This window comes from Clavibacter vidaverae, assembly GCF_047529985.1.
GTDB lineage: Bacteria > Actinomycetota > Actinomycetes > Actinomycetales > Microbacteriaceae > Clavibacter > Clavibacter nebraskensis_A.
Map to the genome: position 1 here is coordinate 566,415 of NZ_JBLJAM010000002.1, position 12,830 is coordinate 579,244.

General features: G+C 71.3%; 12 protein-coding genes and 1 tRNA gene. 9 read left to right on the forward strand and 4 right to left on the reverse strand.

Annotated features, from left to right (window positions below; translation table 11 throughout):
- Positions 1-46 precede the first annotated feature (46 nt).
- The 6 genes from ACMT9T_RS15415 (at position 47) to pstB (ending at position 7,572) form a co-directional block, all read left to right on the forward strand.
- Positions 47-2,227 (forward strand): RNA degradosome polyphosphate kinase, encoded by a 2,181-nt coding sequence (locus ACMT9T_RS15415; protein ID WP_414746365.1) that lies wholly within the window; start codon positions 47-49, stop codon positions 2,225-2,227.
- A gap of 58 nt (positions 2,228-2,285) precedes the next feature.
- Positions 2,286-3,227, forward strand: a complete 942-nt coding sequence (locus tag ACMT9T_RS15420; protein ID WP_414746366.1) for an NUDIX hydrolase — start codon at positions 2,286-2,288, stop codon at positions 3,225-3,227.
- A gap of 206 nt (positions 3,228-3,433) precedes the next feature.
- Positions 3,434-4,531 carry a phosphate ABC transporter substrate-binding protein PstS gene (locus tag ACMT9T_RS15425; protein ID WP_414746367.1) on the forward strand — a complete coding sequence of 366 codons (1,098 nt, stop codon included), beginning with the start codon at positions 3,434-3,436 and terminating at the stop codon, positions 4,529-4,531.
- Positions 4,532-4,637: 106 nt separating this feature from the next.
- Positions 4,638-5,648, forward strand: coding sequence for a phosphate ABC transporter permease subunit PstC (gene pstC / locus ACMT9T_RS15430; protein WP_414746368.1), 1,011 nt, complete (start codon positions 4,638-4,640; stop codon positions 5,646-5,648).
- Positions 5,648-6,748 carry a phosphate ABC transporter permease PstA gene (gene pstA / locus ACMT9T_RS15435; RefSeq protein WP_414746369.1) on the forward strand — a complete coding sequence of 367 codons (1,101 nt, stop codon included), beginning with the start codon at positions 5,648-5,650 and terminating at the stop codon, positions 6,746-6,748. The genes pstC and pstA overlap by 1 nt, the downstream gene beginning before the upstream one ends.
- 44 nt (positions 6,749-6,792) lie before the next feature.
- The gene (pstB, locus tag ACMT9T_RS15440) at positions 6,793-7,572 is read left to right on the forward strand and encodes a phosphate ABC transporter ATP-binding protein PstB (RefSeq protein ID WP_043673462.1); all 780 of its coding nucleotides are present in this window, start codon (positions 6,793-6,795) and stop codon (positions 7,570-7,572) included.
- 75 nt (positions 7,573-7,647) lie between these two features.
- Here the strand turns inward: pstB and ACMT9T_RS15445 are convergent, their stop codons facing one another.
- The 3 genes from ACMT9T_RS15445 to ACMT9T_RS15455 all read right to left on the reverse strand — a co-directional run bounded on the left by ACMT9T_RS15445 (position 7,648) and on the right by ACMT9T_RS15455 (position 10,292).
- Positions 7,648-8,511: an anti-sigma factor gene (locus ACMT9T_RS15445; protein ID WP_414746370.1), complete on the reverse strand. Its 864-nt coding sequence runs from the start codon at positions 8,509-8,511 to the stop codon at positions 7,648-7,650.
- Positions 8,508-9,110 (reverse strand): sigma-70 family RNA polymerase sigma factor, encoded by a 603-nt coding sequence (locus tag ACMT9T_RS15450; RefSeq protein ID WP_191147383.1) that lies wholly within the window; start codon positions 9,108-9,110, stop codon positions 8,508-8,510. The genes ACMT9T_RS15445 and ACMT9T_RS15450 overlap by 4 nt, the downstream gene beginning before the upstream one ends.
- 549 nt (positions 9,111-9,659) lie before the next feature.
- The gene (locus ACMT9T_RS15455; RefSeq protein ID WP_043673457.1) at positions 9,660-10,292 is read right to left on the reverse strand and encodes a hypothetical protein; all 633 of its coding nucleotides are present in this window, start codon (positions 10,290-10,292) and stop codon (positions 9,660-9,662) included.
- Between the two features lie 119 nt (positions 10,293-10,411).
- On the opposite strand from ACMT9T_RS15455, the gene ACMT9T_RS15460 reads away from it, so the two are divergent.
- The 3 genes from ACMT9T_RS15460 (at position 10,412) to ACMT9T_RS15470 (ending at position 11,229) form a co-directional block, all read left to right on the forward strand.
- Complete coding sequence (locus tag ACMT9T_RS15460) at positions 10,412-10,582, forward strand: hypothetical protein (RefSeq protein WP_199409390.1); 171 nt, start codon at positions 10,412-10,414, stop codon at positions 10,580-10,582.
- Positions 10,583-10,616: 34 nt separating this feature from the next.
- Positions 10,617-10,689: transfer RNA gene (locus tag ACMT9T_RS15465), tRNA-Lys, on the forward strand.
- A gap of 105 nt (positions 10,690-10,794) precedes the next feature.
- Positions 10,795-11,229, forward strand: a complete 435-nt coding sequence (locus ACMT9T_RS15470) for an LbetaH domain-containing protein (RefSeq protein ID WP_414746371.1) — start codon at positions 10,795-10,797, stop codon at positions 11,227-11,229.
- Between the two features lie 35 nt (positions 11,230-11,264).
- Here ACMT9T_RS15470 and ACMT9T_RS15475 read toward each other — a convergent pair whose 3' ends face one another.
- Positions 11,265-12,686, reverse strand: a complete 1,422-nt coding sequence (locus ACMT9T_RS15475; RefSeq protein ID WP_414746372.1) for a right-handed parallel beta-helix repeat-containing protein — start codon at positions 12,684-12,686, stop codon at positions 11,265-11,267.
- Between the last annotated feature and the right edge of the window lie 144 nt (positions 12,687-12,830).

Below are 12,830 nucleotides of genomic sequence, written 5' to 3' on the forward strand. Positions count from 1 at the left end.
CACCTCCCGGAGGGCGGAGCGCACACCGCGATGCCATGATGGGCGGATGGACAGCGAGACGTACATCGGCGACGCGAAGGCGGTCGCCGAATCCCTGGACGACTTCGACGAGGACGAGATCCTCGAGGACGACGGGACCCTCCCGGAGGGGCGCTTCCTCGACCGCGAGCTGAGCTGGCTGGCCTTCAACCGCCGCGTGCTCGAGCTCGCCGAGGACCCGGAGCTGCCCGTCCTCGAGCGCGCCAACTTCCTCGCGATCTTCGCGAGCAACCTCGACGAGTTCTTCATGGTCCGCGTCGCCGGCCTCAAGCGCCGCATCGCGACGGGCCTCGCCGTCCCCACCAACATCGGCCGCACCCCCGCGGAGGTGCTCTCCGCCATCAACGAGACCGCCTACCGCCTGCAGGTCCGCCATGCGGCCGCCTTCAACGACAGCGTCCGCCCGGCGCTCGAGGAGAACGGCATCCGCATCGTCCGCTGGGACTCGCTCGACGAGGCCCAGCAGGACCGCCTGCACGAGCTGTTCTCCGAGCAGGTGTTCCCCGTGCTCATGCCCCTCGCCGTGGATCCGGCCCACCCGTTCCCCTACATCTCCGGCCTGTCGCTCAACCTCTCCGTGCGCATCCGCAACCCGAAGACGAACCGCCAGGAGTTCGCGCGCATCAAGGTGCCGCAGATGCTGCCGCGCTTCATGCCGCTCACGCCGGACACCCGCTCGGGCCGCATCGACTTCATCGCCCTCGAGGACCTCATCGCGAACCAGCTGGAGACGCTGTTCCCCGGCATGGAGATCGTCGAGCACCACGTCTTCCGCGTCACGCGCAACGAGGACGTGCAGATCGAGGAGGACGAGACCGAGAACCTCATCCAGGCCCTCGAGAAGGAGCTGCTGCGCCGCCGGTTCGGCCCGCCCATCCGCCTCGAGATCTCGGACGACATGGACGCGGTCACGCTCGACCTGCTCATGCGCGAGCTCGACATCACCGAGCAGGAGGTGTTCACGCTCCCCTCCCCGCTCGACCTGGGCGGCCTGTTCGACCTCGCCAAGCTCGACCGGCCGGCGCTGCACTACCCGAACAACGTGCCCACGACCGCGGTGGCCCTGAAGCCCGCCGAGGACAACTCGCGGGCCGACATCTTCCGCTCCATCGCGCAGCAGGACATCCTGCTGCACCACCCGTACGAGTCGTTCACCACGAGCGTGCAGGCGTTCCTCGAGCAGGCCGCGGCGGATCCGCACGTGCTCGCCATCAAGCAGACGCTCTACCGCACGAGCGGCGACAGCCCCATCGTCGAGGCGCTCATCGACGCGGCCGAGGCGGGCAAGCAGGTCCTCGCGCTGGTGGAGATCAAGGCGCGCTTCGACGAGCAGGCCAACATCACGTGGGCGCGCAAGCTCGAGAAGGCCGGCGTGCACGTCGTCTACGGCGTCGCGGGGCTCAAGACGCACTGCAAGCTCGCGCTCGTCATCCGGCAGGAGAAGGGCGGGGTGCTCCGGCACTACAGCCACATCGGCACGGGCAACTACAACCCCAAGACGAGCCGCATCTACGAGGACCTCGGGCTCCTCACGGCGGACGACGTGGTGGGCAAGGACCTCACCCGCCTGTTCAACGAGCTGTCCGGCTACGGCATCGAGAAGAAGTTCAAGCGCCTGCTCGTCGCTCCGCTGCACCTGCGGAAGGGCCTGCTGAAGCGCATCGCCGTGGAGACGCAGAACGCGCTCGACGGGAAGCCGAGCGGCATCCGCATCAAGGTCAACTCCATCGTCGACGAGAAGATCATCGACGCGCTCTACCGGGCCAGCAACGCGGGCGTGCCCGTGCAGGTCTGGGTGCGCGGCATCTGCTCGCTCACGCCGGGGCAGCCGGGGCTCAGCGAGAACATCGAGGTGCGGTCGATCCTCGGGCGCTACCTCGAGCACTCCCGGGTCTTCTCGTTCGTCAACGACGGCGACCAGGCCACCTACATCGGCAGCGCGGACATGATGCACCGCAACCTCGACCGCCGCGTCGAGGCGCTCGTCCGGCTCGTGGATCCCGCGCACCTGCAGGAGATCGAGGACCTCTTCGACCGCGCCATGGCCGACACCACGTCGGCGTGGGTGCTCGACTCCGACGGCGAGTGGACCAGGCGCAACAAGGGCCCGGACGGCACCACGCTGGAGGACCTGCAGACCGCGGTCATGGGCATCGTCACCAAGCGCAAGCGGCGCGTGCTCCGCTGAGCACCGCTCCGCTGAGCGCGGCGTCCCGGTCGTCGTCGACCCGGCTAGCGTGGGAGTCGTGAGAAGCGCCCCCACCGTCCTCGCCGCCGGCGCCGTCGTCTGGCGGGTCGTCGAGGGGCGCATCCGGGTGCTCATCATCCACCGCACCCGCCGACGCGACACCTCGCTCCCCAAGGGCAAGGTGGATCCGGGCGAGACGCTCCCGCAGACCGCGGTCCGCGAGGTGCACGAGGAGACGGGCCTCCGGGTCGCGCTCGGCGTGCCCCTGGGCGCGATCGAGTACGGCATCTCGGGCGGACGCCGGAAGTCCGTGAGCTACTGGGCCGCCGAGGCGACGGACGCCGTGGTGGAGGCCGGCCGCTTCGAGCCGGACGACGAGGTCGAGAGCGTCGAGTGGGTGTCGATCCCGAACGCGCGCAAGCGCCTCGACTACCCGGGCGAGATCGACATCCTCGACCTGTTCGCCGGGCTCGTGGAGACGGGCTCGCACCGCTCGTTCACCCTCATCGCGCTGCGTCACGGCCACGCCGTGCAGCCCTACGAGTGGGACGGCGCCGATGCCGGCCGGCCGCTCAGCGCGCGCGGTCGCGAGGAGGCGCGCTCCATCGTCCCGACGCTCGCCGCGTTCGGGCCCCGCGTCATCACGAGCAGCACGGCCGAGCGCTGCCTCGAGACCGTCGCGCCGCTCGCCGAGGCCCTCGGGCGTCGCGTCAAGGAGGACGCGGGCATCAGCCAGGACGCGTACGAGACCGACGGCGGATCCGTGCGCGAGACCGTCGCGAAGCGCGTGCGCAAGGCCAGGAGCGCGGTGCTCTGCAGCCACAGCCCGGTGCTGCCGGAGATCCTGCACGAGATCGCGCTCGCGACCGAGACGCCCGACGCGAGCCGCATGCCGCGGGCCGGGATGCTGTCGCCCGCCGAGTTCTCGGTGGTGCACCTGTCGGCGTCGGATCCGGAGGCGGGGATCCTCGCGGTCGAGAGCTACGGGCCCTCCGCCTGACGGCCGCCGCCCGAGCGGGAGACGACCCCCGTTCGGAGTCCGACCGACCACTGTGCGCCCGCGAGCCTGAGCCCGTGCCGATCCGCGCGGTCTGTTCACCTTCCGTTCACCGATATCGGCCGATCCGGTCAAGAGCCCGACATAGCTTCTTCGAGGGGCATGCACCGGCCCCCTCACAGCAAGAAATACCCGGAAGGCTCCATCACGTGAAGATCTCGCGTCTCGGCAGCGCAGCAGCGCTCGCCGCCGTCACCGCCCTCGCACTCTCCTCCTGCGCCTCCAACGAGGCGCCCGCCGAGGGGGGCGCCGCATCCACGTCCACCCTGTCCGGCACGCTCAACGGCATCGGCGCCACCTCCCAGGGCGCCGCCCAGGAGGCCTGGAACGCCGCGTTCCAGACCGCGAACCCCGACGTCACCGTCACCTACGCCGGCGAGGGTTCCGGCGCCGGGCGCGAGGCGTTCATGGCCGGCGGCCAGAACGCCAACTTCGCCGGCTCCGACCGCGCGCTCAAGACCGACGAGCTGACGAAGACGTTCGGCCAGTGCGCCGACGGCGTCAAGCCGATCGACCTCCCCGCCTACATCTCCCCCATCGCGCTGATCTTCCAGGTCGAGGGCGTGAAGGAGCTGCACCTCGACGCCGCCACCACGGCGGGCATCTTCAAGGGCACCATCACGAAGTGGAACGACCCGGCCATCGTCGCGCTCAACCCCGACGCCACGCTGCCCGACGCCGGCATCACCGCCGTGCACCGCTCGGACGACTCGGGCACCACCGAGAACTTCGCGAAGTACCTCAACACCACGGCGAAGGCCGTCTGGGACGCCGAGCCCAAGGGCGTCTGGCCCTACCAGGGCGGCGAGGCGGCCCAGGGCACGACCGGCGTCGTCGACGCCGTCAAGGGCGGCAGCAACATCATCGGCTACGCCGACGCGTCCAAGGCCGGCACGCTCGGCGTCGCGAAGATCAAGGTCGGCGACGAGTTCGTCGGCTACTCCCCGGAGGCCGCAGCGGCCGTCGTCGAGGCCTCGCCCGAGGCCGAGGGCCGCGAGGCGAACGACGTCGTCTTCGACATCGACTACTCCACCACCGAGTCGGGTGTCTACCCGATCGTCCTCGTCAGCTACCTCATCGCCTGCCAGGAGTACAAGGAGCCGGCCGTCGGCGAGCTCGTCAAGGCCTACCTCGGCTACGTGACCAGCCCCGAGGGCCAGAAGGTCGCCGCCGAGAAGGCCGGCGCCGCGCCGCTGTCCGACACGGTCTCCGCTCAGGTGAAGACCGCGGTCGAGTCCATCAAGTAGCACCCGCTGTCCGCCCCCTGATCCGCGCTCGCGCGGGTCAGGGGGCGCTCCCACGGGCGGCCCCACCGCCCCCAGCCCCACCATCTCGACCGAGGGAACCCGACCCATGACGACCGCCTCCCCGCAGCCTCCCGAGGCTCCCGAGTCCGATCGGCCGCGCGACGTCGCCGCCGGCACCGCAGCTCCCCGCAGCTCCCAGGACGCGAAGCCCAAGGCCCGCGTCGGCGACCGCGTGTTCTCCGGCCTCTCCCGCGGATCCGGCACGCTCATCCTCGTCATCCTCGCGGCCGTCGCGCTGTTCCTCGTCGTGCAGAGCATCCCCGCCCTCACCGCGCCTCCCGCCGAGGTCTCCGGCGGAGGCGGCTTCTGGGCGTACGTCGGGCCGCTCATGTTCGGGACCGTCTACGCCGCGGCGCTCGCCATGCTCATGGCCGTGCCCGTCGCCATCGGCATCGCGCTCTTCATCTCGCACTACGCGCCCCGCCGCCTCGCGCAGGGCCTCGGCTACGTGATCGACCTGCTGGCCGCCGTGCCCTCCGTCGTCTTCGGCCTGTGGGGCATCGCGGTGCTGGCGCGGTTCCTGCAGCCGTTCTACGCGTTCCTCACCGACACGTTCGGCTGGTTCCCGCTCTTCGCCGGCCCCGTCTCCGGCACCGGCCGCACGATCTTCACGGTCGCCGTCGTGCTCGCCGTCATGATCCTGCCGATCGTCACCGCGCTCTGCCGCGAGGTCTTCCTCCAGACGCCGAAGCTGCACGAGGAGGCGGCGCTGGCCCTCGGCGCCACGCGCTGGGAGATGATCCAGACCGCCGTGCTGCCCTTCGGCCGCCCGGGCATCATCTCGGCGTCCATGCTCGGCCTCGGCCGCGCCCTCGGCGAGACGATGGCGGTCGCGATCGTCCTCTCCCCCGCCGCGGTCGTGAACTTCGCGTGGTTCCAGTCGACGAACTCGAACACCATCGCCGCCAACATCGCGCTGAGCTTCCCCGAGGCGTACGGCCTCAAGGTCAACGAGCTCATCGCCTCCGGCCTCATGCTCTTCGTCATCACGCTGGCCGTCAACATGCTGGCCCGCTACATCATCAGCCGCCGCAAGGCCTTCTCCGGAGCGAACTAATGGCGACGACTGCCCCCACCCGCCCGCGGCCCGTCGCGAGCACGCTGCCCAACTCCCTCACCGCCGGCAAGCTCAACCGCTTCACGGCCCCCGCGATCTTCGTCGCGTCCTGGGTCGTGATGGCGGCCATCTTCCTGGTGCTCCAGATCTCCGGCGCCGCGGACGACTTCAACATCGTGGGCACCGCGGTGTTCGGCACGCTGCTGTTCGGGATCGCGCTGTTCTGCATCTCGCTCGCCGTCGAGGGCGAGCGGAAGGCGAAGGACCGGGTCATCACGATCCTCGTCACGGTCGCGTTCGTGCTCGCGCTCATCCCGCTGGTGTCGCTCGTGTTCACGGCCGTCTCCAACGGCTCCGCCCGCTTCGACCCGCTGTTCTTCAACTCGAGCCTCCGGAACGTCGTGGGCGAGGGCGGCGGCGGCCTCCACGCGATCATGGGCACCTTGATCGTCACGGCCATCGCCTCGGTGATCTCCATCCCCGTGGGCCTCATGGCGGCCATCTACCTCGTCGAGTACGGCCGCGGCCGCCTGGCGCGCGCCATCACGTTCTTCGTCGACGTCATGACGGGCATCCCGTCCATCGTCGCGGGCCTCTTCGCCTACGCGCTGCTGGTGATCTTCCTCGGCCCGGGCGTCCGCCTCGGCTTCGGCGGCGCGCTGGCGCTGTCCGTGCTGATGATCCCCGTGGTCGTGCGCAGCGCCGAGGAGATGCTGAAGCTCGTGCCGAACGAGCTGCGCGAGGCCTCCTACGCGCTCGGCGTGCCGAAGTGGCTGACGATCGTGAAGATCGTTCTGCCGACCTCGCTCGCCGGCATCGTCACGGGCGTGATGCTCGCGATCGCCCGTGTCATCGGCGAGACCGCCCCGCTGCTCATCGTCGCCGGCTTCACGCAGAGCATGAACTACAACCCCTTCCAGGACCAGATGATGACCCTGCCGGTGTTCGTCTTCCGGCAGTACGCGGACCAGGGCTCCGACGCGTTCGCCTACGTGGACCGCGCGTGGACGGGCGCGCTCGTGCTGATCCTCATCGTCATGGCGCTCAACATCATCGCCCGCCTCATCGCCCGCATCTTCGCCCCCAAGCTCGGCCGCTAGCGCCCGCTCCCCCGGCCCACTCACCCGATCGGTAGGAACACCCTTTGTCCAAGAGCATCGAAGTCAACGACCTGAACGTCTACTACGGCAAGTTCAAGGCGGTCGAGGACGTCAACCTGCGGATCGAGCCGCGTACCGTCACGGCCTTCATCGGCCCGTCCGGCTGCGGCAAGTCGACCTTCCTGCGCACGCTCAACCGCATGCACGAGGTCATCCCCGGCGCGTACGTGGAGGGCGAGGTGCTGGTCGACGGCAACGACCTCTACGGCCCCGGCGTCGACCCGGTGCTCGTGCGCCGCCAGGTGGGCATGGTCTTCCAGCGGCCGAACCCCTTCCCCACCATGTCGATCCGCGACAACGTGCTCGCGGGCGTCAAGCTCAACAACCGCAAGATCTCGAAGTCCGACGCGGACGCGCTCGTCGAGCAGTCGCTCATGGGCGCCAACCTCTGGAACGAGGTGAAGGACCGCCTGGCGCTGCCCGGATCCGGCCTCTCGGGCGGCCAGCAGCAGCGCCTCTGCATCGCGCGCGCCATCGCCGTGCAGCCCGACGTGGTGCTGATGGACGAGCCGTGCTCCGCCCTCGACCCGATCTCCACGCTCGCCATCGAGGACCTCATCGAGGAGCTCAAGGCGCAGTACACGATCGTGATCGTGACGCACAACATGCAGCAGGCCAGCCGCGTCTCCGACCGCACCGCGTTCTTCAACATCGCGGGCACCGGCAAGCCCGGCAAGCTCATCGAGTACGACGACACCACCACGATGTTCTCCAAGCCCAGCGTGCAGGCCACCGAGGACTACGTGAGCGGCCGCTTCGGCTGATCCCGACGCCCGTACGACGACGGCCCCGCATCCTTCGCAGGATGCGGGGCCGTCGTCATGATGGCGTGCGCGCGGTCAGGTGCTGGTGACCGCCACGATGGGCTCGCTGGTGGGCTGCTCGGATCCGCCCTCGGGCTCGACCGTGATGGCCACGGTGTCGCCCGGCGTGTAGCTGCCCTCGAGCACGGCGTGACCCGCGCCGTCCGCCGACGGCATGACGCCGGCGGACACGGGGCCGGCCTTGCCGACGTACCACATCTGCAGGACGCGGCCCTCGGGCAGCGGCGACGCGTCGTTGAGCACGACGGCCGTCTTGGCCTCGGACGCGGAGAAGTAGACCGTGGCGGTGCCGCCGCCGACGACGTCGCGCTTGTCGATCACGACGTCGGACGCGGTGGTCACCTGCTCGTACGCCGAGGCGACGGGCGTCTGGGAGCTGTCGGGACCGCCTGCGTTCGTCCCGACGACCACGCCGCCGATGACGAGCACGACGGCCGCGGCCGCGACGCCGATGAGGGCGCCGGGCTTGCGGAACCAGCGCTCCGAGGCGCGGGCCGACGCGGAGCCGAGGCGCTCACGGGGAGCGGACGCGGACGGGGCCGACGGACCGGACGCGTCGCCGGCGGTGGGGGCCGGACGCAGCTCGGTGACGGGCGCGGGCCGGCGGTCGTCGACCGGAGCGGCGTCGGGCACGGCGAGCGGCGGCAGCTGCGGCGTGGCGTCGAGCAGCGACATGAGGTCGGCCTTGAGGCGCGGCGCGGGATCCACCGCCTCGGTCGTCCAGGCGAGGTCGGCCGCGGTGGCCCGCAGCTCCTCGACCTCGGCGCGGAGCACGGGATCGCGCTCGAGGAGGGCCTCGAACTCGGCCGCCTCCTGCGCGTCCACGGCGCCGAGCGCGTAGGCCGCGGTGAGCGTGCGGAGGTCGTCGTCGGTGGTCATGATGCGACCCCCATCTCGTCGCGCAGGCGGATCATGCCGTCGCGCAGACGTGTCTTCACGGTGCCGATGGGCACGTCGAGCATGGAGGCGACCTCGCTGTGGCTGTAGCCGCCGTAGTACGCGAGCGAGACGGCTTGGCGCTGGATCTCGGTGAGCTTCGTCATCGCCTTCTTCACCCTCTCGTGCTCGATGCTGATCTCGACGGTCTCCGAGACCTGGTCGTAGCCGTTCTCGTGGTCGCGGATGCCGATGCGGACATCGCGATCACGGCTGGACTGCGAGGCGCGCACGCGGTCGACCGCGCGGCGGTGGGCCATGGTGAGGACCCACGTGGTCGCTGCGCCCTTGGCGGGGTCGAAGCGGGAAGCGGACTGCCAGATCTCGAGGAAGATCTCCTGCGTGACCTCCTCCGACTGCGCGTGGTCGACGAGCAGGCGGCGGACGAGACCGAGGACGCGCGGGGCGAGCTGGTCGTAGAGCTCCGAGAAGGCGCGCTTGTCGCCCTGGGCGACGCGGCCGAGGAGGGCCTCCTTCGACTCGGGGTCCGCCGGCCCTGGCAGGTCGGGACGCTCGATCGATGAAGGCACGAGCCCCAGCATCCCAGACCCGCGAGCGTTCCGCATGCAGGCAGGGCGGGGCCCGGCGAGCTGGGTTCGTGCTGCGGGGAGGTCATGTGGCGCTTCCGGTCGTGGTTCGGGTGGGTCGGCCCGCGGGCGGTGCGGAGCCCGCATCGGCCGGTTCCCGAGGCACGTGACATCTGGGATGGCCGGGCGGCCTGCCGCGTGGCAGGAGCCGACCGATGCGGATCGCACCCTCGCGGGTGACGGTACGAGGCGGGTGAGCGCCTCACGATGACTCTTCGGCGCGGGGCGCGGCGTGGATTGGTCACAGGGCGCGGGGATCCCAGCGGGACCGGGACGGCGCCGGGCGGGCCGCTCGCGGGGGAGCCCGTCCTCCCGGCGAGGGAGGGGAAGAGGAGCCGGACCGCAGGAACGCCTCTCGGCGCGAGGCCGCTCGGAGCGGCGAATATTGGAGCCCGGGGTTACTGCGGCCCGACCTCGACCACTGTATCCGAGACGACGCGAGCTGTCCTCCCGGGGGTCGCGCTCACAGCGAACGGGGCGGATCCGAGGACCCGGCCCCGCGGATCAGTCGAGCCGCTCGCTCCGCCACAGCCGGGCGCACTGCACGAGGTCGGCGGCCATCTGCGACAGGCGGAGGGCGCGCGTGGTGAGGTCGCCCGCGCGTTCCGGGGATGCCGTGGCGTCGAGGTCGTCCGCGACGCTCGTGGCGCCGAGCGCGGCCAGGCGACTGAACGCGCCCGCCCGGTCGAGGGCCACGGCGAAGTCGCCGGTGAAGAGGCCGCGGAGGATGCTGTCGGCGAGCTCCACGATCTCGGCGGGCCCGGTCGGGGCGGTGGCTCCGGCGACGACGGGGTCGATGGTCGTCGCGACCTCGGTGCCGCGCTGGTACAGGAGGCTGATGCCGTCGGGATCCTGGCGGATGAGCGCGCGCATGAGGTACAGCCGCCAGAGCGCGCCCGGCAGGCTCCGCGGGCTCGCGCGCGACCACAGCTCGGCGACCGCGTCGATGCCGTGCTCGTCGGTGTAGGAGATGAGGCGCTCGACAACCGCGGGGTCGGGATCCGCCCGCACGCGCGCCAGCAGCGCCGACGCGGTCTCGTGGGCCACGCGGCTGATCATGGCGGGGTCCTCGCCGCCGAGCATGCTCTCGAACTTGGACCCGGAGAACTTGGTGGGCTTGTGGTAGTCGCCGGACATCCCGGCAAGCGTACGCCGGGCAGGGCGGCGGTCGTCCGGCTCGCGTCGGGGACGCCCACGTAGGCTGGATCCATGAGCCCCGCCTCCCGCCTCCCCGGACGCCGACGATGAGCGGCGGCATGCGGTTCGTCGCCGGCCTCGTGGTCCTGTGGCTCGTGCTGGTCGTGCTCGGCTTCGTCGTGAAGGCGCTGGCCTGGCTCGTGGGCGTGGGCGTGTTCCTCGCCGTGGTCACGCTCGTGGCGGGCGCGGTCGTGCGCCGCGGCTCCTCGCGCGACGTCGACCGGCCCTGACCGCGCACCCGCCGTCCCGTAGCATCGGGGGCACGGGCCTCTAGCTCAGTTGGTAGAGCAAGGGACTTTTAATCCCTGGGTCGTCGGTTCGAGCCCGACGGGGCCCACCGTCACCGCTCCCCTGCCATCCGCTCATGGTGCGGATGCGGACGTCGCGACGCCGATCCCGTGGCCACGCGGCGCACCCCGAGGCATACGCTCGCCGTATGGGGATGGTGGAGAAGCTCGTGGGGAAGCGGCATGTCCGGCTGGTGCGGGAGGTGCTGCTCCTGATGGGGGTCGAGGTGCACGCCCGGACGAGCATCGGTCCGGGGCTCGTGCTGCACCATCGGGGGAACGGGGTCGTGATCACGCCGGCCACGAGGATCGGGCGATCGGTCTCCATCTACCAGCAGGTGACCATCGGGCGCAGCGGCGTGGGCATGACCGACCAGGAGCAGGGCTTCGAGGGCGTCGAGATCGGCGACCACGCGGTCCTCTGCGCCGGCGCGAAGATCCTCGGCGGACGCGGGACGCTGCGGGTCGGTACGGGCACGGTCGTAGCGGCGAACGCCGTGCTGACCAGGTCCACCGGCGACTGGGAGGTGTGGGCGGGCGTGCCCGCCGTCAAGGTCTCCGACAGGAAGCGGACGCAGCCCGCCGCCTGACGCGCCCGCGCGGACGCGGACGCGAGCCCGACGGATCAGGCCGCGGGCGTGGGCGTCGGGGTAGGAGTCGGCGTGGGTGTCGGCGTGGGCGTGGGCGTCGGCACCGGTTCCGTCAGCGCGCGGCCGAAGCCGTCGACGCTGCGCACGCCGCGGTCCGTGATGACGGACGCGAACGCCGCGTCCGGGTTGTTGGGCAGCGACGGCCGCTCCACGCGGGTGTCGCGCGCGTAGGGACCCACCACCACGACGCGCTGGGCCGGGTACTTCGTCGGGGTCATGAACATGGTGCCGCGGCCGATGGAGGTGTCCTGCGTGAGCCGGGCGCCCTGGTCGACGAGGCCGACGCCGATGCCGTGGGCGCCGAGGTCGCCGCCCGTCACGATGTTGTAGCCGACCACGGTGGCCCCGACGCCCGCGCCGATCTCCATCTGGTAGCCGCCCGCGCCCGAGTTGCCCTCGAGGCGCATGCCGTTGATCCCGAGCTCGGACACCATGGACGCCGTGTTGCTCGTGGGGATCGCGAGGAAGCCGCGCGCCGCCTTGTTGCCGGCGCCGCAGCCGATGATGCGCGTGTTCTCGAAGCGCGCGTTGGTGGGGGCGATGCGGATCCCGCCGGCGACGCAGTTCACGATCTCGGTGTCGCGCATGACGATGTCGATGGCGTTCACGCCGTCGCAGTCGACGCCCCAGGTGCCGGCGGTGATCACGCGCAGCCCCTCGATGACGTTCGCGTACGAGTACTCGTCGTTGGCGGCGGTGAAGTTCGTGCGCGCGAAGTAGACGCCGGCGCCGCCGGTGGCGTTCAGCTCGATGTCGGTGATGCGGCAGTGCAGCAGCGAGCGCAGGTACAGCCCGTGACGGCCGGTGCGCGTGCCGCTGATGCTGAAGCCGCTGAGCGTGACGGTGGCCTTGTTGTTCGCGGCGGGCCCCGCGTCGGCGCCGATCTTGCCCTGCACCTTGAAGACGTCGCCCGTGGATCCCGCGATCTGCCGGATCGTCGTCACGCGCCGCCCGTAGCCCTCGACGGAGATGGCGGGGTACCCGTACGGCGCTCCGGAGAGGGCCTGCTTGGGCCACGTGGCGCTCGCGTAGTCGATGCCGGTGGAGGTGACGCGGATCTCGCACGGCGGCAGGATCCCCCGCCCGCCGGTCTTCTGCAGGGCGGCGAAGAACGCGTTCATGGCCTTCGTGTGATCCGCGGCGGACGGCACGAAGCCGAACTGCTCCGGGTAGTAGACGCGCGTCTGGTCGCCCACGACGCCGGCGGCCGAGGCGGACGGGGCTGCGGCGGGCGCGGCGACGGACGCGGCACCCGCGGTCGCGCCGACGGCGGCGAGGAAGACGGCACGGCGGCCGACGAGCGGCGGCCGCTCGGCGGGCGCCGGGGCGTCCTGGGCGAGGGCCTCTTCGGGCAGGTCGGAGCTGGGCGCATGCGCATCCGCGCGAGGGTGGGACAAGGGGGAGCCTTCCGGGTGGGCCGTGCTGACGGGCGCAGCCGGGACGCGCCGATCCGCTCCCCCGAGCACCGGACGCCCCACGCTGGGTAGGGCAAGGGTGCGGCCTGCTGCCGCCGGAGCGTATCCCCAGTTCGGGGAGGCGCG